The organism is Mesorhizobium sp. M7A.F.Ca.MR.245.00.0.0, from assembly GCF_003997415.1.
Classification (GTDB): domain Bacteria; phylum Pseudomonadota; class Alphaproteobacteria; order Rhizobiales; family Rhizobiaceae; genus Mesorhizobium.
Map to the genome: position 1 here is coordinate 80,925 of NZ_RZTE01000007.1, position 20,659 is coordinate 101,583.

19 protein-coding genes and 1 other RNA gene are annotated in these 20,659 nt (G+C 62.4%); 16 read left to right on the forward strand and 4 right to left on the reverse strand.

The genetic code is table 11. The features are described 5' to 3' along the window. The first annotated feature begins 67 nt into the window (after positions 1–67). From EOB80_RS10775 to EOB80_RS10835, 13 genes are all read left to right on the forward strand, one after another. Positions 68–961, forward strand: coding sequence for a dihydrodipicolinate synthase family protein (locus EOB80_RS10775; RefSeq protein WP_127327600.1), 894 nt, complete (start codon positions 68–70; stop codon positions 959–961). Between the two features lie 45 nt (positions 962–1,006). Next, the gene (locus EOB80_RS10780) at positions 1,007–2,344 is read left to right on the forward strand and encodes an FAD-dependent oxidoreductase (protein ID WP_164762580.1); all 1,338 of its coding nucleotides are present in this window, start codon (positions 1,007–1,009) and stop codon (positions 2,342–2,344) included. Positions 2,345–2,375: 31 nt separating this feature from the next. Further along, on the forward strand, positions 2,376–3,377 hold the full coding sequence (locus tag EOB80_RS10785; protein WP_127327602.1) for a 4-hydroxyproline epimerase: 1,002 nt from the start codon (positions 2,376–2,378) through the stop codon (positions 3,375–3,377). A gap of 334 nt (positions 3,378–3,711) precedes the next feature. Next, positions 3,712–4,614: a branched-chain amino acid ABC transporter permease LivH gene (locus EOB80_RS10790; protein ID WP_127267457.1), complete on the forward strand. Its 903-nt coding sequence runs from the start codon at positions 3,712–3,714 to the stop codon at positions 4,612–4,614. 4 nt (positions 4,615–4,618) lie between these two features. Further along, positions 4,619–6,214 (forward strand): high-affinity branched-chain amino acid ABC transporter permease LivM, encoded by a 1,596-nt coding sequence (gene livM, locus EOB80_RS10795; RefSeq protein WP_127327603.1) that lies wholly within the window; start codon positions 4,619–4,621, stop codon positions 6,212–6,214. Then, complete coding sequence (locus EOB80_RS10800; RefSeq protein ID WP_127327604.1) at positions 6,214–7,782, forward strand: ATP-binding cassette domain-containing protein; 1,569 nt, start codon at positions 6,214–6,216, stop codon at positions 7,780–7,782. The genes livM and EOB80_RS10800 overlap by 1 nt, the downstream gene beginning before the upstream one ends. Next, a complete protein-coding gene (locus EOB80_RS10805; protein ID WP_027037230.1) occupies positions 7,782–8,510 on the forward strand; it encodes an ABC transporter ATP-binding protein in 729 nt (242 codons plus the stop codon). The genes EOB80_RS10800 and EOB80_RS10805 overlap by 1 nt, the downstream gene beginning before the upstream one ends. A gap of 112 nt (positions 8,511–8,622) precedes the next feature. Then, positions 8,623–8,970 carry a DUF6867 family protein gene (locus tag EOB80_RS10810; protein ID WP_023811804.1) on the forward strand — a complete coding sequence of 116 codons (348 nt, stop codon included), beginning with the start codon at positions 8,623–8,625 and terminating at the stop codon, positions 8,968–8,970. A 136-nt stretch (positions 8,971–9,106) separates the two neighbouring features. Further along, positions 9,107–10,225, forward strand: coding sequence for a branched-chain amino acid ABC transporter substrate-binding protein (locus tag EOB80_RS10815; protein WP_027037229.1), 1,119 nt, complete (start codon positions 9,107–9,109; stop codon positions 10,223–10,225). Positions 10,226–10,509: 284 nt separating this feature from the next. Beyond that, positions 10,510–13,968 carry a pyruvate carboxylase gene (pyc, locus tag EOB80_RS10820; RefSeq protein WP_127327605.1) on the forward strand — a complete coding sequence of 1,153 codons (3,459 nt, stop codon included), beginning with the start codon at positions 10,510–10,512 and terminating at the stop codon, positions 13,966–13,968. 159 nt (positions 13,969–14,127) lie between these two features. Continuing rightward, on the forward strand, positions 14,128–14,388 hold the full coding sequence (locus EOB80_RS10825) for a DUF2312 domain-containing protein (protein WP_013529099.1): 261 nt from the start codon (positions 14,128–14,130) through the stop codon (positions 14,386–14,388). A gap of 175 nt (positions 14,389–14,563) precedes the next feature. Next, on the forward strand, positions 14,564–15,004 hold the full coding sequence (locus tag EOB80_RS10830) for a hypothetical protein (RefSeq protein ID WP_127327606.1): 441 nt from the start codon (positions 14,564–14,566) through the stop codon (positions 15,002–15,004). A 7-nt stretch (positions 15,005–15,011) separates the two neighbouring features. Further along, on the forward strand, positions 15,012–15,323 hold the full coding sequence (locus EOB80_RS10835) for a hypothetical protein (protein ID WP_127327607.1): 312 nt from the start codon (positions 15,012–15,014) through the stop codon (positions 15,321–15,323). 83 nt (positions 15,324–15,406) lie between these two features. On the opposite strand, the gene msrB is transcribed toward EOB80_RS10835, so the two are convergent. The 4 genes from msrB to EOB80_RS10855 all read right to left on the reverse strand — a co-directional run bounded on the left by msrB (position 15,407) and on the right by EOB80_RS10855 (position 18,734). Continuing rightward, positions 15,407–15,811, reverse strand: a complete 405-nt coding sequence (msrB, locus tag EOB80_RS10840) for a peptide-methionine (R)-S-oxide reductase MsrB (RefSeq protein ID WP_127270383.1) — start codon at positions 15,809–15,811, stop codon at positions 15,407–15,409. 352 nt (positions 15,812–16,163) lie between these two features. Further along, positions 16,164–17,354, reverse strand: a complete 1,191-nt coding sequence (locus tag EOB80_RS10845) for a VWA domain-containing protein (RefSeq protein ID WP_127327608.1) — start codon at positions 17,352–17,354, stop codon at positions 16,164–16,166. A 7-nt stretch (positions 17,355–17,361) separates the two neighbouring features. After that, positions 17,362–17,808 (reverse strand): GNAT family N-acetyltransferase, encoded by a 447-nt coding sequence (locus EOB80_RS10850; protein WP_127327609.1) that lies wholly within the window; start codon positions 17,806–17,808, stop codon positions 17,362–17,364. A gap of 86 nt (positions 17,809–17,894) precedes the next feature. Further along, entirely contained in the window at positions 17,895–18,734 is an 840-nt protein-coding gene (locus EOB80_RS10855) for a MoxR family ATPase (RefSeq protein ID WP_027037221.1), read from the reverse strand. A 148-nt stretch (positions 18,735–18,882) separates the two neighbouring features. On the opposite strand from EOB80_RS10855, the gene ssrS reads away from it, so the two are divergent. From ssrS to EOB80_RS10870, 3 genes are all read left to right on the forward strand, one after another. Continuing rightward, positions 18,883–19,038, forward strand: a non-coding RNA gene (ssrS, locus tag EOB80_RS10860) — 6S RNA. A 75-nt stretch (positions 19,039–19,113) separates the two neighbouring features. Continuing rightward, entirely contained in the window at positions 19,114–19,701 is a 588-nt protein-coding gene (locus tag EOB80_RS10865) for a 5-formyltetrahydrofolate cyclo-ligase (RefSeq protein WP_127327610.1), read from the forward strand. Between the two features lie 69 nt (positions 19,702–19,770). Next, on the forward strand, positions 19,771–20,595 hold the full coding sequence (locus EOB80_RS10870) for a YmdB family metallophosphoesterase (RefSeq protein WP_127319132.1): 825 nt from the start codon (positions 19,771–19,773) through the stop codon (positions 20,593–20,595). Positions 20,596–20,659 lie beyond the last annotated feature (64 nt).

Genomic DNA, 20,659 nt, shown 5'->3' on the forward strand with positions numbered 1-20,659 from the left:
CGGAATCCGCGTTGACAGCGGGTTTGTTAATAGATATACCACTGATATATCAGATGGAGAGATGATCATGTGGACCGGAGTTTTTCCCGCCGTCACGACTAAATTCACCGCGGATGATCGTCTCGATCATGCCGAGATGGAGCGCTGCTTCAGCCTGCAGATGGAGGCCGGTTGCGACGGCATCATCGTCTGCGGGTCGCTCGGCGAGGGGCCGATGCTGTCGCCCGACGAGAAGATCGAGGTGCTGAAGACCGCACAGAAGGTCGCCGGCAAGAAGCCGGTGCTGCTGACGGTCAACGAGGCCGGCACACGCGAGGCGGCCAGCATCGCCAAGCGCGCGAGCCGGGAAGGCGCCAGTGGCCTCATGGTCGTGCCGAGCCCGATCTACCACACCAACGCGGAAGAGACGGTCGCGGCGCTGCGCGCGGTCGCGCAGGCGGGCGACCTGCCGGTCATGATCTACTCCAACCGGCTTGCCTACCGGGTCGACGTCAGCGTCGACCAGATGGAGGAGCTGGCGTCGGACAGGCGCTTTGTCGCGATCAAGGAATCCTCCGACGACATCCGTCGTTCGACCGAGATCATCAATCGCCTGGGCACTCGCTACGACCTGTTCACCGGCGTCGACAATCTGGCCTTCGAGGCGCTGTCGGTCGGCGCCATCGGCTGGGTCGCCGGACTGGTCACAGCCTTCCCGCGCGAGACCGTCGCCATATTCCAGCTGATGAAGCAGGGCCGCCGCGAGGAGGCGCTCGCCATCTACCGCTGGTTCCGGCCGCTGCTCGATCTCGATGTCTCGACCTATCTGGTCCAAAACATCAAGCTTGCCGAAGTGTTCGCGATCAACACAAATGACCGCGTTCGCATGCCGCGCCAGCCGCTGTCGGGCGAGCGCCGCAAGGCCGTCGAGAAGATCGTCAAGGATGCGCTCGCGGTTCGGCCGAAGCTGCCGACATTTTGATGGCTTTCTTCTCCCCGTTCACGGGGAGAAGATGGCGGCAGCCAGATGAGGGGCAGCGCCTACGTGTCAGGAAATTCCAAGTCGACAGAAGCGGCGCGCCGCCCCTCATCCGCCCTTCGGGCACCTTCTCCCCGTGAACGGGGAGAAGGCTTGGACATCGCCATCATCGGTGGCGGCATCATCGGCATCTGTGCCGCTGCGTCTCTCGCCGAGGCCGGACGCCGGGTCACCGTCTTCGACCGCACCGGCATTTGCGAGGAGACGAGCTCCGGCAACGCCGCCGCCTTTGCCTTTTCCGATGTGCTGCCGCTGGCCCACAAGGGCATGATCCGGCAGCTGCCGAAATGGCTGGCCGATCCGCTTGGCCCGCTCAGCATTCCGCCCGCCTATCTGCCGAAGCTTCTGCCCTGGCTGATCCGCTTCTGGCGCGCCGGCGCGCCGGGAAAATACGAGGCGAGCCTTGCTGCTCAGGCGGGTATGATGAAGCTCGCCGAGGCGGAGTGGATGGGCCTGCTCGATCGCTCCGGCACGCGGTCGATGCTGCGCGAGGATGGCTCGCTCGAGCTCTATGAAAGCGAAGCCGAGTTCCAGGCCGGGCTGCCCGGCTGGGCGGCGCGTGAGCGTTTCGGCATCGGTTTCCGCCATGTCGAGGGCGAGGAACTGGCCGCCTTGCAGCCGGGGCTGTCGCCGCGCTTCATCAAAGGCACGTTCGTGCCGGGATGGAAGACGGTCGCCGACCCGAAACTGCTGGGCAAGGCGGTGTGGGCCTACGCACAAAGCAAGGGTGCCCGCTTTGAGATGGCCCGGATCGGCCAAGTCGCGGCGGATCAGGATGGTGCGACGCTGACATTGGCAGACGGCACGACCAGACAGGCGCGACACCTCGTCGTCGCAGCAGGCGCATGGTCTCATCTGCTGGCGAAGCAACTCGGCGATCGCATTCCGCTGGAGACCGAGCGCGGCTACAACACCACGTTGCCGACGAGTGCCTTCGACGTGAAGCGGATGCTGATCTTCTCCGGCCATGGCTTCGTCGTCACGCCGCTCGCAACGGGCCTGCGTGTCGGTGGCGCCGTCGAACTCGGCGGCATCGAGCGGCGGCCCAATTATGCCAGGTCTAAGGCGCTGCTGCAGAAGGCGCAGAAATTCCTGCCGGGGCTCGATCCCTCGGGCGGGCGCGAATGGATGGGGTTCCGCCCCTCGCTGCCGGATTCAGTGCCAGTCATCGGCGGCGCGCCGGGAAAGCGGCCGGTGGTCTATGCCTTCGGCCATGGCCATCTCGGCCTGACCCAGGCGGCGGCCACCGGACGGTTGATCAGGGATCTTGTCCTGGGGCAGACTCCACCGATCGAACTGGCCCCCTTCAGTCCGCAACGATTTTGATATTTTCGGGTTTTGATTTTCGAGGAGCGTCATGGCCAAGAAATCCTTCTTCTGCATAGACGGCCACACCTGCGGCAATCCGGTGCGGCTGGTCGCTGGGGGCGGCCCGCTGCTGCAGGGCGCGACGATGATGGAGCGGCGTGCGCATTTTCTGGCCGAGTATGACTGGATCCGCACCGGCCTGATGTTCGAGCCGCGCGGCCACGACGTGATGTCCGGTTCGATCCTCTATCCGCCGACGCGCGAGGATTGCGACATCGCCATCCTGTTCATCGAAACCTCCGGCTGCCTGCCGATGTGCGGCCATGGCACCATCGGCACGGTGACGATGGCGATCGAGCACGGTCTGATCAAGCCGAAGACGCCGGGCGTGCTTCGGCTCGACACGCCGGCCGGACTTGTCATCGCCGAATACAAACAGGTCGGCGACTATGTCGAGGAGGTGCGCATCACCAATGTGCCGTCCTTCCTCCATGCCGAGGGGCTGACAATCGAATGCCCTGGGCTCGGCGAAATCACCGTCGACGTCGCCTATGGCGGCAACTTCTACGCCATCGTCGAACCACAGAAGAACTATCGCGACATGGCCGATTATTCGGCGGGCGACTTCATCGCCTGGAGCCCGGTGGTGCGCCAGCGGCTCAACGAGAAATATTCCTTCGTCCATCCTGAGAACCCGGGCATCAACCGGCTGTCGCACATGCTGTGGACCGGTGCTCCGACGGTGGATGGGGCGGATGCCCGCAATGCCGTGTTCTACGGCGACAAGGCGATCGACCGCTCGCCCTGCGGCACCGGCACCTCGGCGCGCATGGCGCAGCTTCATGCCAAGGGCAAACTCAAGGCCGGCGACAGCTTCGTCCATGAATCGATCATCGGTTCGCTGTTCAAGGGCAAGGTCGAAAAGGATGTCACCGTCGCCGGCAAGCCGGCCATCATTCCCTCTATCGGCGGCTGGGCGCGGATGACCGGGCTGAACACCATCTTCATCGACGACCGCGACCCGTTCGCGCACGGATTTGTTGTCAAGTGATGGGAATCCTGACCTTGCGGAAAGCGACGACTTGAAAAACGGATCGTGCCAAAAACGCAAGGATTCCTTTCATCACCTAATTTTGACGGCGATTTCTTCGAAACGGAGCGCATGATGCAGTCGAATCGTCAAAGACATTGCGTTATGCCAATGGTAGGGTCCGCGATAGTCCAGGGGCCGGATGATGGAAAACGGGCAATCGGACAGCGTGCTTCGAAAACACGCATGACGATTGAAAAATGACGTTGCAATCCGGGCTCGAAACTTTACGACTAGGGGAAATACGAAAAGGAATGCGTCTGCATGGGCGACATTCCAGGGGAGCCATGTACACATGCAGTACTTTGTCCAGCAGCTTATCAACGGGCTGACGCTGGGATCGATCTATGGGCTGATCGCGATCGGCTACACGATGGTCTACGGCATCATCGGCATGATCAATTTCGCCCATGGCGACATCTTCATGGTGGGTGCCTTCACAGCACTGATCGTCTTCCTCGCCCTTGGCGCGCTGTTCTATTCCGTGCCGGTTGTGCTGGCGCTGCTGGTCATGATGATCGTGGCGATGCTGCTCACCAGCCTCTACAACTGGACGATTGAAAAAGTCGCCTACCGGCCGCTGCGCGGTTCGTTCCGACTGGCCCCGCTGATCACCGCCATCGGCATGTCGATCGCGCTGTCGAACTTCGTCCAGGTGACGCAGGGTCCCCGCAACAAGCCGATCCCGCCGATGGTCAGCCAAGTTTACAACATCAACGGCATCAGCGTGTCGCTGAAGCAGATCATCATCGTCGTCGTCACGGCGCTGCTGCTGGCGCTGTTCTGGTATCTGGTCAACAAGACCTCGCTCGGGCGAGCGCAACGGGCCTGTGAGCAGGACCGCAAGATGGCGGCGCTGCTCGGCATCGATGTCGACCGCACGATCTCGATCACCTTCATCATGGGTGCGGCCCTTGCCGCGGTCGCCGGCACTTTGTTCCTGATGTATTACGGCGTCATTGCCTTCTCGGATGGCTTCACGCCGGGCGTGAAGGCCTTCACGGCGGCGGTGCTGGGCGGCATTGGTTCGTTGCCGGGTGCTGTGCTCGGCGGGCTGATGATCGGCTTCATCGAGAGCATGTGGTCGGCATATTTCTCGATCGACTACAAGGACGTCGCGGCGTTCTCGATCCTGGCCATCGTGCTGATCTTCCTGCCTTCCGGCATATTGGGCCGGCCAGAAGTCGAAAAGGTCTGAGACCATGGCCGTCACCGTATCTCCGGAGCGCGACACCGTCGCCACGCCTATGCAGCGCGCGTTGCGCGAGTCACTTTATGCCGCTGCCATATCGTTTGGCCTGTTCGTGCTGTTCATCGGCCTGAAGACCGGCCAGAACATTTCTAACGAACTGGTCCTGACGACGCGCTGGGGCCTGCTTGCCGCCGTGGTGATCGCCACGGCCATCGGGCGCTTCCTCTATGTCGCTTATGGCCAGCCCTTCCTGGCCAACCAGAAGATCACCGACGTCGCCACCGGTCTGCTGCCGGCCAGCGTGGCGTCACGCTTCTTCCAATTGCCGGCCTTCATCGTGGCCTTGGTCGCGGCGGTGGTGTTGTTTGCGGTCAACAGTTCTCTCGTCGGATGGGTGGGAGCGGAGCCGGCGGGCTATCTGCAATTCCTGCGCGCCCTGGCAATCATCTATGTGCTGGCCTGCGTGATCTATTATTTCCGGGGCTTCATCCATGCCAACTTCACCAAACTCGGCATTGCCGCGCTGATCCTCTATCCGATCCTGGTGGTGGCGATCCTGTCGCTGATGTCCTGGTCGTTCGTCGGCGGGCTGCAAGGGTCGCTGAAATGGGTCGACAATTTCGGCATCCAGATCCTGATCTATGTGATGCTGGCCTGGGGCCTGAACATCGTCGTCGGCCTCGCCGGCCTGCTCGACCTCGGTTATGTCGCCTTCTACGCGGTCGGCGCCTATGCTTATGCGCTGCTCGGCACGCAGTACGGCCTGTCGTTCTGGATCCTTTTGCCGGCCGCCGGCGCCATGGCCGCCTTCTGGGGCGTGCTGCTCGGCTTCCCGGTGCTGCGCCTGCGCGGCGACTATCTGGCGATCGTCACCTTGGCTTTCGGTGAGATCATCCGCCTGGTGCTGATCAACTGGCGCGAGGTCACCAACGGTTCGGCCGGTATTTCCGGCATCCCGAAGGTCACCTTCTTCGGCCTGATGACCTTCAACGTGTCGGACCCCAATTATATCGCCAAGGTGCTGCATCTGGCGACATCGAGCGCCTACTACAAGATCTTCCTCTATTACCTGATCCTGGCGCTGGCGCTGCTGACAGCCTTCGTCACCATCCGGCTGCGGCGCATGCCGGTCGGCCGTGCCTGGGAAGCGTTGCGGGAGGACGAGATCGCCTGCCGCTCGCTCGGTATCAACACCACCACCACGAAGCTGACAGCCTTCGCCACGGGTGCGATGTTCGGCGGCTTCGCCGGCGCGTTCTTCGCCGCACGGCAGGGCTTCGTCAGCCCGGAATCCTTCGTCTTCCTGGAATCGGCCATCATCCTGGCCATCGTCGTTCTCGGCGGCATGGGTTCGCTGGTCGGCATCGCGGTCGCCGCAATGGTGATGATCGGCGGCACCGAGGCATTGCGCGAACTCGACTTCCTCAAGCAGGTCTTCGGGCCCGACTTCACACCGGAACTCTACCGCATGCTTCTGTTCGGCATGGCCATGGTCATCGTCATGCTGTGGAAGCCGCGCGGCTTCGTCGGCAGTCGTGAACCAACCGCCTTCCTGAAGGAGCGAAAGGCTGTCTCAAGCTCCTTCACCAAGGAAGGACACGGCTGATGAATGCGAACCCTGTTCAGAAGGCCAATTCCGGCGCGAACGACGCTATCCTGCAGGTCGATCATCTGTCGATGAAGTTCGGTGGCCTGGTGGCCATCGGCGATCTGTCTTTCGCCGCCAAGCGCGGCGAGATCACCGCGCTGATCGGCCCCAACGGCGCCGGCAAGACCACGGTGTTCAACTGCATCACCGGCTTTTACAAGCCGTCGGAAGGCATGATCACGCTCAACCGGAACGATGGTTCGACCTTCCTGCTCGAGCGGCTGCCCAACCATGAAATCCCGGCGCGCGCCAAGGTGGCGCGCACCTTCCAGAACATCCGCCTATTCTCCGGCATGACCCTGCTGGAGAACCTGCTGGTCGCCCAGCACAACAAACTGATGAAGGCATCGGGCTACACGGTCCTCGGCCTTTTCGGCTTCAGCGGCTATCGCAAGGCCTCGGCCGAATCGGTGGAACTCGCCAAGCATTGGCTGGAAAAGGCCGATCTTGTCGACCGTGCCGACGACCCGGCCGGCGACCTGCCCTATGGCGCGCAGCGCCGCCTCGAGATCGCTCGCGCCATGTGCACGGGACCCGAGCTTCTGTGCCTCGACGAGCCGGCGGCCGGCCTCAATCCGAAAGAATCGGCGGCGCTCAACGAGCTGCTGATCGACATCAAGAACACATCCGGCACCTCGATCCTGTTGATCGAGCACGACATGTCGGTGGTCATGCAGATATCCGACCATGTCGTGGTGCTGGAGTACGGCCGCAAGATCTCCGACGGCAGTCCGCAGTCGGTGCGCACCGATCCGCGCGTCATCGCCGCCTATCTCGGCGTCGACGACGAGGAAGTCGAAGCGGTCCTTACCGAAGTCGGCGACGAAGATGTCATCGAACAGCTCGATACAGGGCCGGATGCCGCGCATGGTCCGGGAACGTCGTCGTCCTATCTCGCCGGGCCGGTGACCGACACGGTCGGCCATAGTTCGGGCGAGCGAGTTACGGTGGCCAAGGGAGCGTCAAAGGCCGGTCAGGTCGACGCCAGGTCGCTCGCCGCGGCAAACAAGGCAGCCTCGCTGGCAGCCGTGCCGGCAGCGAAGGCAAAGCCTGCTCCGAAAGCGGCTTCAAAGGCGGCAACCGGCACGGCGGCGAAGTCGACCGCGTCGGCCAAGCCGGCAGTCAAGGCCCCGGCAAAGGCTGGAGAGATCTCCAACCGGCTGGCTGCACCTCGCGGCGGCAAGGCCGATAATTTGACCCGTATCAAGGGCATCGGCGCGGTCAACGAGAAGAAGCTCAACGATCACGGCATCTTCCATTTCGACCAGATCGGCGCCTGGAAAAAGGCCGACGTCGAGGCCGCCGAAGCCTATCTCGCCTTTGACGGACGTATCGCGCGCGAGGAATGGGTCAAACAGGCCAGGCTGCTCGGCCAGGGCAAGGACACGGAATTCTCGCGCCGCGTCGACGCGGGCAAGGTGGCGACAAGCCATGCTTCCGCAAAGACTGCAAAGGCAGCCTCCGGAAAGACCGCGAGCAAGACCGCTGCCAAGCCCGCGGCGGGCAAGCGTGGAGGGGGCAAGTGATGGCCGCGACAACGCTGCTCGATATCAAGGGCGTGCAGACCTATTACGGCAACATCCGGGCGCTGAACGGCGTCGATGTCACCGTCAACCAAGGTGAGATCGTGGCACTGATCGGCGCCAACGGCGCCGGCAAGTCGACGCTGATGATGACCATTTTCGGCGCGCCGCGGGCTCGCGCCGGCACCATCACCTTTGCCGGCACCGACATAACCCAGATGCCGACGCACGAGATCGCTCGCATGCGCATTGCCCAGTCGCCCGAGGGCCGGCGGATCTTTCCGCGCATGACGGTGATGGAAAACCTGCAGATGGGCGCCAGCCTCGACAACCTCAAGCACTATGACGAGGACGTCGAGAAGGTGTTCACGCTGTTCCCGCGTTTGAAAGAGCGCATCACCCAGCGCGGCGGCACGCTGTCGGGCGGTGAGCAGCAGATGCTGTCGATCGGACGCGCGCTGATGGCACGGCCGAAGCTGCTTTTGCTCGACGAGCCGTCCCTGGGTCTCGCACCGCTGATCGTCAAGCAGATCTTCGATGCCATTCGCGAACTGAACCGCACCCAGGGGCTGACCGTGTTCCTGGTCGAGCAGAACGCCTTCGGTGCGCTCAAGCTCGCCACGCGCGGCTACGTCATGGTCAACGGCAATGTGACGATGAGCGGCACCGGCAAGGAGCTGCTCGCCAATCCGGAAGTGCGCGCCGCCTATCTCGAAGGCGGACACCACTGAGTTCGGAGCGGAATGCGTGCATCCGCCATTCCGCTCCAAATTGTTTGTTTGTCGCATGATCTTTGTCCGGAAAGTCCGCAACTTTTCGGGATCATGCTAAGGAGACTTCACCATGCAGGGCATTCTTTACGAGGAACCCTCGATCTGGCAGTTCTTCTTCGTCACCTGTCTGCTCGGCGGCTGGGCGGCGTGGATGACGGGCAAGGCCAGTGCTCAGACGTGGCGCAGCTTCATCCAGCTGTTCGCCTATATGCTGGGCCTCGGCATCGCGATCCGCTTCATCCATCACGCGCTGTTCGGCGGCACCATGTTCTCGCTGCACTATTATGTCGTCGACACCATCGTGCTGATGATCCTCGGCTTCGTCGGCTACCAATACACGCGCACCAACCAGATGGTGACACAGTATAATTGGCTCTACGAAAGAGCTTCACTCTTGAGCTGGAAACCGAAAGGTTGACGTTCATCATTAACGCCGTCTCGAAATTGAATCGGCGTGACAAGTGCCTGAAAATCGGCAAACTATGCTTTCTGCGATAAGGGTGGGCATCGCATGAAAGCTTCATCCACGCCCACTCGTTAATGGGAGCGTTTAAATGAAAAAGTCACTTTTGTCCGCCGTCGCCCTGACCGCGCTTGTCGCGTTCGGCGGTGCCGCGTGGGCTGACGTAATGGTCGGCGTCGCTGGCCCGATCACCGGTCCGAATGCCGCCTTCGGCGCGCAGTTGCAGAAGGGTGCGGAAGCTGCTGTCGCCGACATCAATGCGGCTGGCGGCATCAATGGCGAGCAGATCAAGCTCGAAGTCGGCGACGACGTTTCCGATCCGAAGCAGGGCATCTCGGTCGCCAACAAGTTCGTCGGCGACGGCGTCAAGTTCGTGGTCGGTCACTTCAACTCCGGCGTCTCGATCCCGGCCTCGGAAGTCTATGCCGAGAACGGCATCGTCGAAGTGACGCCGGCCGCAACCAACCCGCAGTTCACCGAACGCGGCCTGTGGAACGTGTTCCGCACCTGCGGACGCGATGACCAGCAGGGCAGCATTGCCGGCGCTTATCTGGCCGCCAACTTCAAGGATGCCAAGATCGCCGTCGTGCACGACAAGACCACCTACGGTCAGGGCCTTGCCGACGAAACCAAGAAGGCGATGAATGCCAAGGGCCTGACGGAAGTCATGTACGAAGGCATCAATGTCGGCGACAAGGACTTCTCGGCGCTGATCGCCAAGATGAAGGAAGCCGGCGTTTCCATCATCTATTGGGGCGGCCTGCACACCGAAGCCGGCCTGATCATCCGCCAGGCCGCCGACCAGGGCCTCAAGGCGACGCTGGTCTCCGGTGACGGCATCGTGTCGAACGAGTTGGCTTCGATCGCGGGCGACGCGGTTGCGGGCACGCTCAACACGTTCGGTCCGGATCCGCGCCTGATCCCCGCCAACAAGGAACTCGTCGAGAAGTTCCGCGCGCAGGGTTTCGAACCGGAAGCCTACACGCTCTACTCCTACGCAGCCATGCAGGCGATCGCCGCGGCAGCCACCGCTGCCAAGTCGAACGATCCGCAGGCAGTTGCCAAGGCGCTGCATGAAAACGGCCCGTTCAAGACCGTGCTCGGCGACCTGTCCTATGACGCCAAGGGCGACCCGACGCTGCCCGGCTACGTCATGTACGAATGGAAGAAGGGCGACGACGGCAAGTACACCTACATCCAGAAGATGTAAGCTCGTCAGTCTCCAGACCATGTACGATGCCCGGCGCTCGCGCCGGGCATTTTCTTTTGCCATCACGGGGGGCGGCCGATAGAGCCGGGTTCTTAGCCGGTGAATGATCGTGCGCTAACTGCAAAGCCGGCGCTTTTCTTGCTGTTCGGATGAATGCGAAGGGCTTCTGGCTCAATGATTCCATTTCAATCGGTTTAAACGCACGTCAATTTTGTTTGCACTGCAGCATTTTCACGCTAATCATTGCGCCGATTTCTCTTCCTTCCGTTGCTGGAGCCCAGTCCTTGGCCATCACGAAGATCCTCGTCGCCAACCGGTCCGAAATCGCCATTCGCGTTTTTCGCGCGGCCAACGAACTCGGCCTCAAAACCGTGGCGATCTGGGCCGAGGAAGACAAATACTCCCTGCATCGCTTCAAGGCCGACGAGAGCTACCAGGTCGGACGCGGGCCGCATCTGACCCGGGATATGGGGCCGATCGAAAGCTATCTGTCGATCGAGGAGGTGATCCGCGTCGCCAGGCTGTCGGGTGCCGATGCTATTCATCCCGGCTACGGATTGTTGTCGGAAAGTCCCGAATTCGCCGACGCCTGTGCCGAAGCCGGCATTACCTTCATCGGGCCGAAGCCGGACACAATGCGGCGGCTCGGCAACAAGGTCGCGGCGCGCAATCTCGCCATCGAGGTCGGGGTGCCGGTGATCCCCGCCACCGATCCGTTGCCGGATGACATGGAGGCGGTCAAGAAACTGGCCAAGGGAATCGGCTATCCGGTGATGCTGAAGGCGTCATGGGGCGGCGGCGGCCGCGGCATGCGCGCCATCCGCGCCGAAGCCGACCTTGCCCGTGAAGTCACCGAGGGCAAGCGCGAGGCGAAAGCCGCCTTCGGCAAGGACGAGGTCTATCTTGAAAAGCTGATCGAACGCGCCCGCCATGTCGAGGTGCAGGTGCTGGGCGACACCCATGGCAATGCGGTGCACCTGTTCGAGCGCGACTGTTCGATCCAGCGCCGCAACCAGAAGGTCGTCGAGCGGGCGCCGGCGCCCTATCTCGAAATGTCGCAGCGCGAGGAGCTTTGCAGCCATGCGCTGAAGATCGCCCGCGAGACCAGTTATATCGGCGCCGGCACGGTCGAGTTCCTGCAGGATGCCGACACCGGCAAATTCTATTTCATCGAGGTCAATCCGCGCATCCAGGTCGAGCACACCGTCACCGAGCAGGTGACCGGCATCGATATCGTCAAGGCGCAAATCCACATCCTCGACGGCTTTGCCATCGGCACACCGGAATCAGGCGTGCCGGCGCAGAAGGACATAAGGCTGAACGGCCACGCGCTGCAGTGCCGCATCACCACGGAAGATCCCGAACACAATTTCATCCCCGATTACGGCCGCATCACCGCCTATCGCGGCGCAACAGGCTTCGGCATCCGCCTCGATGGCGGCACCGCCTATTCGGGCGCTGTCATCACCCGCTTCTACGATCCGCTGCTGGAAAAGGTGACGGCGTGGGCGCCGACGCCGGCCGAGACGATCGCCCGCATGAACCGGGCGCTGCGCGAGTTCCGCATCCGCGGCGTCGCCACCAACCTGACTTTCCTCGAAGCGATCATCAACCATCCGAGCTTCGCCGACAATTCCTACACGACCAAGTTCATCGACACGACGCCGGAACTGTTCCAGCAGGTCAAGCGCCAGGACCGCGCCACCAAGCTCATCAACTATCTCGCCGACGTCAGCGTCAACGGCCATCCCGAGACGCGCGGCCGGCCGCAGCCGAAGGCCGATGCGGCCGCACCCGTGGTGCCTTACCTCAACGGCAATGTGCCCGGCGGCAGCAAGCAGAAGCTGGATGTGCTCGGGCCGGAGAAGTTCGCCGCCTGGATGCGCGATCAGAGGCAAGTGCTGGTCACCGACACGACGATGCGCGATGGCCACCAGTCGTTGCTCGCCACCCGTGTGCGAACGCATGACATTGCCGGCATCGCCGGTACCTATGCGCGTGCCTTGCCGCAGCTTCTATCGCTGGAATGCTGGGGTGGCGCCACCTTCGACGTCGCCATGCGGTTCCTCACCGAGGATCCGTGGGAGCGGCTGTCGCTGGTGCGCGAGGCGGCGCCCAATCTGCTGTTGCAGATGCTGCTGCGCGGCGCCAATGGCGTCGGCTACACCAACTATCCCGACAATGTCGTGCAGCATTTCGTCAAGCAGGCAGCAAGCGGTGGCATCGACCTGTTCCGGGTCTTCGATTGCCTGAACTGGGTCGACAACATGCGCGTCGCCATGGATGCGGTCGGCGCCGAGGGCAAGCTGATCGAAGCGGCGATCTGCTATACCGGCGACATTCTCGATCCGGCGCGGGCGAAATACGACCTCAAATACTATGTCGGCCTGGCCAAGGAATTGCAGGCGGCCGGCGCCCACATCATCGCCGTCAAGGACATGGCCGGTCTGCTGAAGCCTTCCGCAGCACGCGTGCTGTTCAAGGCGTTGCGCGAGGCGACCGACCTGCCGATCCATTTCCACACCCACGACACGTCGGGCCTGTCGGCGGCGACGGTGCTGGCGGCGGTGGAAAGCGGCGTCGACGCCATAGACGCGGCGATGGATGCTTTCTCCGGCAACACCTCGCAGCCATGCCTTGGCTCGCTCGTCGAGGCGCTGAAGGGCACCGAACGCGACCCCGGTCTCGACCCGCAATGGATCAGGAAAATCTCGTTCTACTGGGAAGCGGTGCGCAACCAGTACGCCGCCTTCGAAAGCGACCTCAAGGGACCGGCCTCGGAAGTCTATCTGCACGAGATGCCGGGCGGGCAGTTCACCAATCTGAAGGAACAGGCGCGCTCGCTCGGACTGGAGACGCGCTGGCACGAGGTGGCGCAGACCTATCACGACGTCAATCTGATGTTCGGCGACATCGTCAAGGTGACGCCGTCCTCCAAGGTCGTCGGCGACATGGCATTGATGATGGTCAGCCAGGACCTGACCGTTGCCGATGTCGAAAACCCGGACAAGGATATCGCCTTTCCGGACTCGGTCGTCTCGATGCTGCGCGGCGATCTTGGCCAGTCGCCAGGCGGGTGGCCGACGGCGCTGCAGAGGAAGGCGCTGAAGGGCGACAAGCCGATCACGGTGCGGCCCGGCTCACTGCTCAAGCCAGCCGACCTCAAGGCCAACCGCAAGGAAATCGAGGAGAAGCTCGAGCGCAAGCTGTCGGAGTTCGAATTCGCCTCGTGGCTGATGTATCCGAAGGTGTTCACGGATTTCGCCGGCGCGCAGGAAACCTATGGGCCGGTCAGCGTCCTGCCGACGCCGACCTATTTCTACGGCATGAAGCCGGAAGACGAGATCTTCGTCGACATCGAGAAGGGCAAGACGCTGGTGGTGCGCTGCCTGGCCATCGGCGATGTCGACGAGAAGGGCATGGTCACCGTGTTCTTCGAGCTCAACGGCCAGCCGCGCCGCGTGAAAGTGCCCGACAGAGCGCATGGCGCGTCCGCCGCCAAGGCCCGCCGCAAGGCCGAACCCGGCAACGAGGCGCATGTCGGCGCACCGATGCCGGGCGTCGTCTCGGCGCTTTCGGTGGCTGCCGGCCAGGCTGTGAAGGCCGGTGACGTGCTGCTTTCCATCGAGGCGATGAAGATGGAGACGGCGCTGCATGCCGAGCGCGACGGCACGGTCGCCGAGGTGCTGGTCAAGGCCGGCGACCAGATCGATGCGAAGGATCTGCTGATCGCTTTCAGCTAATTGATACCTTCCTGGGGATGGCTGTCCGCATCGTGGCGGCAGCGTCAGTTCGATCATCGATAACAGCTTGACCCGCCGCCGCCGGTCGGGCATCGAGCCCGCTCAATTCGCCGCTGCATGCATCCCGAGTCGCGGCGCAGAAACGATGTGGAGAAAAATATGGCCGACGATATCACCGATACCAGCCAGACTGTTGCCGCCGGCCAGCTGCGTGCCTTCATCGAGCGCATAGAGCGGCTCGAGGAGGAGAAGAAAACCATTTCCGACGATATCAAGGAAGTGTTCGCCGAGGCCAAGGGCACCGGCTTCGACACCAAGGCGATGCGCACGATCATCCGGCTGCGCAAGAAGGACCAGGCCGAGCGTCAGGAAGAGGAAACCATCCTCGATCTGTACAAGGCCGCACTCGGTATGGTGTAGAGACTGTCTGGAAATTCTACTCTGGCGGCCATCTGTTGGCGTTTTCTGCGCTTCCGGTGCTCGCGTACTTTAAGTACGCTCCGCTCCGGTTCTCGAAACCACCACCATATGACTCGCCAGAGCGAATTTCGAAACAGTCTCGGGCCGAGCATGATGCCGAAGCGAGCATCGAGCCATGAGCGAATTCGACTTCGGCGCCCGCCGCGCCTCTGAATTCCGCCAGCGCGGCTTCTGGACGCTGTTCGCCGAGCGGCATCCGGAAGAAAGGGCTCTGATGGCGAGGCGCGGACCCTGGTTCTGGCAGCGTGGGCTGCCCGACTTCGCCTTGGTTCTTTCCATGTATGTCGCGCCGGCGCAGAGCCAGGTCGGCGTCTTCTTCGGTCGCAACGAGAAGTTCGGCGCCACGCAGGCGTGGTCGCGGTTGAAACCGTTTCAGCCTGATATCGAAGCCAGGCTGAAGCTCAGGCCGGAACAGAGTTGCGAGGACCTCGGCATCAATTCGATGTGGCGGGTGAACTGCTATGCCGAGGACAACTGGCCAGCCATGGCCGACTGGCTGGTGACCGAATGCTCGCGTATCGAGCGCGCGGTAACCGAAGTCCTGAGGCAGGGATAGACATCCGGTGTTGCCAGAGGGTATCGGCTCCTTTTTCCGCTCACGCTGGCAAGGCCAGGTGCCGCTCGACCGGCTGTTCTGGCGCGACCTTGTCCTCGTCGGCACTGCGGTCAGCATCGCCGCATCCGTGCTGGCGCTCGTCTTGCTCGGACTGAAGTTGCCGCTCGGGCTTGTGCTGGCAGTGCATTTCGCGTCGGTGCCCTACAGCCTGTTCCTGACCTTGGCGGTGTGGCGGACCACCGAAAAGATTTCCGGGGCCAAGGCCTGGATGATGACGTTGGGCGCTACGCTGTGGCTGGTGGCGATGATCGTGGTCTGATCGTCTGCCCAGAGGGGGGCAACGGATACTTAAACGAAAAGGGCGACAGATGCCGCCCTTTCATAGTGTCGAACCCGGATGGCTCAGGCCGAAGGCTCGAATTTCAGCGCCACCCCGTTGATGCAATAGCGCAGGCCGGTCGGCGGCGGGCCGTCCTCGAAGACATGGCCGAGATGGCTGCCGCAGCGGGCGCAATGACATTCGGTGCGAACCATGCCGTAGCTGCGGTCGACGGTGTTTTCGACCGAGCCCGGCACCGGGTCGTTGAAGCTCGGCCAGCCGGTGCCGCTCTCGAACTTCAGCTTGGATTCGAACAAGGGCTGGTCGCAGCCGGCGCAGGAAAAGGTGCCGGCGCGCTTCTCGTAGAGCAAGGCGCAGCTTCCCGGCCGTTCGGTGCCGTGGCCGCGCATGACGGCATACTGCTCCGGCGTCAGCCGGGCGCGCCATTCGGCGTCGGTGCGGGTTACGGGGTAGGTATGGGTGTCCATGTGATCTCCTCAGCCTTGCCGGCTCGTTGTTGATTGCAACCGGATATTCGCGTCAAGATAGGCATTTGTTACACGACTGCCCAGTGTCTGACGTTCCAAGGTTGAATTCCCCCTTCTTCAGGCGTCTGCGCCGCCCCTCACCTGCCTGCCGGCATCCTCTCCCCGTAAACGGGGCGAGGGGCCCTGTCGTCCGCGATTTCGCCAATTGTCAGCGTTGCAAGAAAGGGCGCCGGCGTTGCGGCCAGGCCCTCTCGCCCCGTTTACGGGGAGAGATGTCCGGCAGGACAGTGAGGGGCGGCGCCAACTTTCACGATTGATGGTCTCTGAGGTGATGGTTCCGCACCTCTGACAACTAATGCTTTCTTGAAAGCTGCTTGGTCGCGCCCTCAAGCCCGGCCAAAGTCAGCGGGAACATGCGGCCGCCGAAGATGTCGCGGATCATCGCAATCGAATGGGTGTAGCCCCAGTTCCTGGGGTCTTCGGGGTTCAGCCATACCGCGTTCGGCCATTGCTGCAGCAGGCGGCCGAGCCAGACGCTGCCTGCCTCCGGATTCCAGTGCTCGACCGAACCGCCGGGGTGAGCGATCTCGTAGGGGCTCATCGACGCGTCGCCGACGACGATCACCTTGTAGTCCGGCCCATATTTGTGGAGCAGGTCGAAGGTCGGAATCACCTCGGCATGCCTGCGGCGATTGTCCTTCCACACGCCCTCATAGAGGCAGTTGTGGAAATAAAAATATTCGAGCTGGCGGAATTCGGCGCGGGCGGCCGAGAACAGCTCCTCGACGCTCTTGATGTGGTCGTCCATCGAGCCGCCGACATCGAAGAACATCAAAAGCTTCACCGCGTTTCGCCGCTCGGGCCGCGTCTGCACGTCGAGATAGCCATGTTCGGCGGTGGCGTGGATGGTGCCGGGCAGGTCGAATTCCTCCTCGGCGCCTTCGCGCACCCAGCGACGCAAGCGCTTCAGCGCGATCTTGATGTTGCGGGTGCCGAGTTCGACGGCATCATCGAAATTCCTGAACTCACGTCTGTCCCACACCTTCACCGCGCGGCGGTTGCGGCTTTCATGCTGGCCGATACGCACACCTTCGGGATTGTAGCCATAGGCGCCGAAGGGCGACGTGCCGCCGGTGCCGATCCATTTCGAGCCGCCCTGGTGGCGGCCTTTTTGCTCCTGCAGCCGCTGTTTCAATGTCTCCATCAGTTTCTCGAAACCGCCCAGCGCTTCGACCAGTTTTTTCTCTTCGTCGCTCAGGTGCTTTTCGGCGAGGCGGCGCAACCATTCCTCGGGGATATTGGCGACATCGACGGCATCCGGCCCGCCCAGTGCTTCGATGCCCTTGAAGACATGGGCAAACACCTGGTCGAAGCGGTCGATATGGCGCTCGTCCTTCACCAACGCCGCACGGGCGAGGTAATAAAAGCCTTCGACGTCGTAGTCGACCAGCCCGGCTTCCAGCCCCTCCAGCAGCGACAGATATTCCCTGAGCGAAACGGGAACACGCGCGGCCTTCAGTTCGAGGAAGAAGGGGATGAACATTGTCTATCTACAGCAGATCATACTCGATGAAGCCGGTGCGGCGCGCGACATGGTCGTAGAGTTTGCGCGCGGTGGTGTTGGTTTCGTGCGTCATCCAGTAGACGTTCTTGACGCCGACTTTGTCGGCTTCCTCTTTCACCGCCTTGATCAGCGCAGCACCAACGCCTTTGCCGCGCACGTCAGGGTCGGCGAACAGGTCCTGCAGATAGCAGTTGTTTTTTTCCGACCAGCCTGAGCGGTGGTAGAGATAGTGGGTGAGGCCGACGGCCTTGCCGTCGAGCGTGGCGATGAAGCCTTTCGGCTCGAATTCACTCTCGGTGAACAGCCGCTTCCAGGTGATGGCGTAGACCTCTTCCGGCAGCTTCGTCTCATAGAAGGTGAGGTAGTCGGTCCACAGCCGCCGCCAGTCGGCGTGGTCGGACTGCACGAGCGGGCGGACGATAATCTCAGACATGTCATCTCCTCTGAAGGTTTGGCCGAAGCTGCCTGCCTGTTCGGCTGCGGGCAACGGTCCACAGGAGGGAAAGCGCTGCTGCTGCCCTATTGCTGCCTTCGTGCCATGAAGGCCAGCCGCTCGAACAAATGCACGTCCTGCTCGTTCTTCAGCAATGCGCCATGCAACTTGGGCAGGGCGTTCTTCGGATCGGCGCGCAGATCTTCCGGCGCGATATCGTCGGCGACCAGCAGCCTTATCCAGTCGAGCGCCTCGGAGGTCGACGGCTTCTTCTTCAAGCCGGGCACGTCGCGGATTTCGTAGAACTGGGTCAGCGCCGCGCGCACCAGGTTCTGCTTGATGCCGGGATAGTGGACGTCGACGATTTTGTGCAGCGTGTCGACGTCGGGAAAGCGGATGTAGTGGAAGAAGCAGCGGCGCAGGAACGCGTCCGGCAGTTCCTTCTCGTTGTTGGAGGTGATGATGACGATCGGCCTGACGGCGGCGCGGATGGTTTCGCCGGTCTCGTAGACGAAGAACTCCATCCGATCGAGTTCCTGCAGGAGGTCGTTGGGGAATTCGATGTCGGCCTTGTCGATCTCGTCGATCAAAAGCACGACCTTCCTGCCGGCGGCGAACGCCTCCCAGAGCTTGCCGCGTTTGATGTAGTTCCTGATGTCGTTGAAGCGCTCGTCGCCAAGCTGGCTGTCGCGCAGCCGCGAGACGGCATCATATTCGTACAGGCCCTGCTGCGCCCGCGTCGTCGACTTGACGTGCCATTCGATGAGGTCGAGGCCGAGTGCAGCAGCCACCTGGCGGGCGAGTTCCGTCTTGCCGGTGCCTGGCTCGCCCTTGACCAGCAAGGGCCGCTCCAGCGCGATCGCCGCGTTGACTGCCACCATCAGATCCTTGTCGGCGACATAGGCCGCCGTGCCTTCGAAACGCATTCTTGCTCCTCGGTTGGTCATGGCAACCGTAAGGACGCGGCTCACCCTGTGCAAGGGTGCGCCGGCCGCGGCGAATGGCCTTGAACCCTGATGGAAACATATGCCCGTCTCACTGGCGCTTAGCCGGCCGGCAGCCTATATTGGGCGGGACGGTCTGTGCTTCCCGGCAGGAGAACATTTTCCCCGGGGCCTTAACGATCCTTAGGGAGCTGTCCCTGGGAAGACCCGTGGGTTTTCTCACACGGCGCCCACCTACTTTGTAGGTTCCCGGGATCGCTCTCTCCACCGGTTGTGTGGATCGTCACTTATTGCCACGCGTCCCGCATTTCGGTGGATGATTGCGGTGGAAAACGTCGCTCCCAAATTCTACCCTGGCTGAATGACCTCTCTCAAAGACCTGAAAAAGCAGCTTCGCCGTGAGGCCCTCGGACGCCGCGATGCGCTCGATGAGTTCTGGCGGGTGGAGGTCGCGCTTGAAATGGCCGAGACGGCACGCGATCACCTCCATGTCGAGCCGGGCCAGATCGTTTCCGGCTTCTGGCCGATGCGTTCGGAAGTCGACGTTCGGCCGCTGATGTTTGCCTTGCGCGAAAAGGGCGCGCGGCTTTGCCTGCCGGCCATTCTCGACAAGACCACCATTGTCTTTCGCGAACTGGTGCGCGGCGCGCCGATGGTCGAGATGGGTTTCGGCACGGTCGGCCCTCACGAGGAAGCCGAGGTGCTCGACCCCTCTGTGATGCTGGTGCCGCTTGCCGCTTTCGATGCACGCGGCCATCGCATCGGCTATGGTGCCGGCTATTACGACCGCGCCATCGCCAAGCTGATCGACAAGGGACAGCCGCCGCGGCTGATCGGCATCGCCTTCGACTGCCAGGAGGTGGCGCAGGTGCCGGATGAGGCGCACGACGTCGTCATCGCGGAAATACTCACCGAGAGCGGGTTGCGCCGCTTCGCGCCAAAATTGTAGATAAGTACAAGGGGCGCATGATCTTCACTGGCGCCATGCAGCTTTCGCTGACCTTCGGTGCGGGATCATATGAGACTTCTCTTCCTCGGTGACATGGTTGGCAAGACAGGACGCACGGCGGTGTGGGAACAGCTGCCCGGACTGATCTCCGACTTCAAACTCGATTTCGTCATCGTCAATGGTGAGAACGCCGCCGGCGGCTTCGGCATCACCGAAGAGATCTTTCGCGAGACGATCGCGGCCGGTGCGGATGTCGTCACCACCGGCAATCATGTCTGGGACCAGCGCGACGCGCTCGCCTTCGCGCCGCGCGAAGAGCGCTTCCTGCGTCCCTCCAACTTTCCCAAGGGCACGCCCGGGCGCGGCTCCGGTGTCTATATCGCCAGGAGCGGCGCGCGCGTGCTGGTCGCCAACATCATGGGCCGGGTGTTCATGCATCCCGAGCTCGACGATCCCTTCCAGGCAGGCGAACGCGAGCTTGCCGCCTGTCCGCTCGGCGAGCAGGCGGATGCCGTGATTATCGACTTCCACGCCGAGGCGACCTCGGAAAAGATGTGCTTCGCGCATTTCGTCGACGGCCGCGCCAGCCTCGTCATCGGCACCCACACCCACCAGCCGACGGGCGATCACCAGATCCTCAACGGCGGTACCGGCTATATGTCCGACGCCGGCATGTGCGGCGACTATGATTCCTCGCTCGGCATGGACAAGGAGGAGCCGCTCAACCGGTTCCTGTCGAAGGTGCCGAAAGGCCGCTTCGAGGCGGCGACCGGACCGGCGACCTTGTGCGGCGTCGGCGTCGATATTTCAGACCGCACAGGGCTGACCGAGCGGATTGCGCCGTTTCGTCGCGGGCCACGGCTGGAGGAAACCGCACCGTCCTTCTGGTCGTGACATTGATATAGGCACGCTTAGTACCTAACTGCCGGCGACACTGCTCTAGATCGTTAAAAGAGGG

What these genes read in the sequence shown, in the direction of transcription:
- EOB80_RS10775 (WP_127327600.1), top strand. Translation starts at nt 68, where the DNA reads ATGTGGACCGGAGTTTTTCCCGCCGTCACGACTAAATTCACCGCGGAT.
- EOB80_RS10855 (WP_027037221.1), bottom strand. Translation starts at nt 18,734, where the DNA reads ATGCGTTTCGAAGGCACGGCGGCCTATGTCGCCGACAAGGATCTGATG.
- EOB80_RS10800 (WP_127327604.1), top strand. Translation starts at nt 6,214, where the DNA reads ATGAATGCGAACCCTGTTCAGAAGGCCAATTCCGGCGCGAACGACGCT.
- EOB80_RS10780 (WP_164762580.1), top strand. Translation starts at nt 1,007, where the DNA reads ATGAGGGGCAGCGCCTACGTGTCAGGAAATTCCAAGTCGACAGAAGCG.
- EOB80_RS10850 (WP_127327609.1), bottom strand. Translation starts at nt 17,808, where the DNA reads ATGTCTGAGATTATCGTCCGCCCGCTCGTGCAGTCCGACCACGCCGAC.
- EOB80_RS10825 (WP_013529099.1), top strand. Translation starts at nt 14,128, where the DNA reads ATGGCCGACGATATCACCGATACCAGCCAGACTGTTGCCGCCGGCCAG.
- EOB80_RS10805 (WP_027037230.1), top strand. Translation starts at nt 7,782, where the DNA reads ATGGCCGCGACAACGCTGCTCGATATCAAGGGCGTGCAGACCTATTAC.
- livM (WP_127327603.1), top strand. Translation starts at nt 4,619, where the DNA reads ATGGCCGTCACCGTATCTCCGGAGCGCGACACCGTCGCCACGCCTATG.
- EOB80_RS10870 (WP_127319132.1), top strand. Translation starts at nt 19,771, where the DNA reads ATGAGACTTCTCTTCCTCGGTGACATGGTTGGCAAGACAGGACGCACG.
- EOB80_RS10785 (WP_127327602.1), top strand. Translation starts at nt 2,376, where the DNA reads ATGGCCAAGAAATCCTTCTTCTGCATAGACGGCCACACCTGCGGCAAT.
- EOB80_RS10845 (WP_127327608.1), bottom strand. Translation starts at nt 17,354, where the DNA reads ATGTTCATCCCCTTCTTCCTCGAACTGAAGGCCGCGCGTGTTCCCGTT.
- EOB80_RS10830 (WP_127327606.1), top strand. Translation starts at nt 14,564, where the DNA reads ATGAGCGAATTCGACTTCGGCGCCCGCCGCGCCTCTGAATTCCGCCAG.
- EOB80_RS10790 (WP_127267457.1), top strand. Translation starts at nt 3,712, where the DNA reads ATGCAGTACTTTGTCCAGCAGCTTATCAACGGGCTGACGCTGGGATCG.
- msrB (WP_127270383.1), bottom strand. Translation starts at nt 15,811, where the DNA reads ATGGACACCCATACCTACCCCGTAACCCGCACCGACGCCGAATGGCGC.
- EOB80_RS10810 (WP_023811804.1), top strand. Translation starts at nt 8,623, where the DNA reads ATGCAGGGCATTCTTTACGAGGAACCCTCGATCTGGCAGTTCTTCTTC.
- EOB80_RS10865 (WP_127327610.1), top strand. Translation starts at nt 19,114, where the DNA reads ATGACCTCTCTCAAAGACCTGAAAAAGCAGCTTCGCCGTGAGGCCCTC.
- EOB80_RS10815 (WP_027037229.1), top strand. Translation starts at nt 9,107, where the DNA reads ATGAAAAAGTCACTTTTGTCCGCCGTCGCCCTGACCGCGCTTGTCGCG.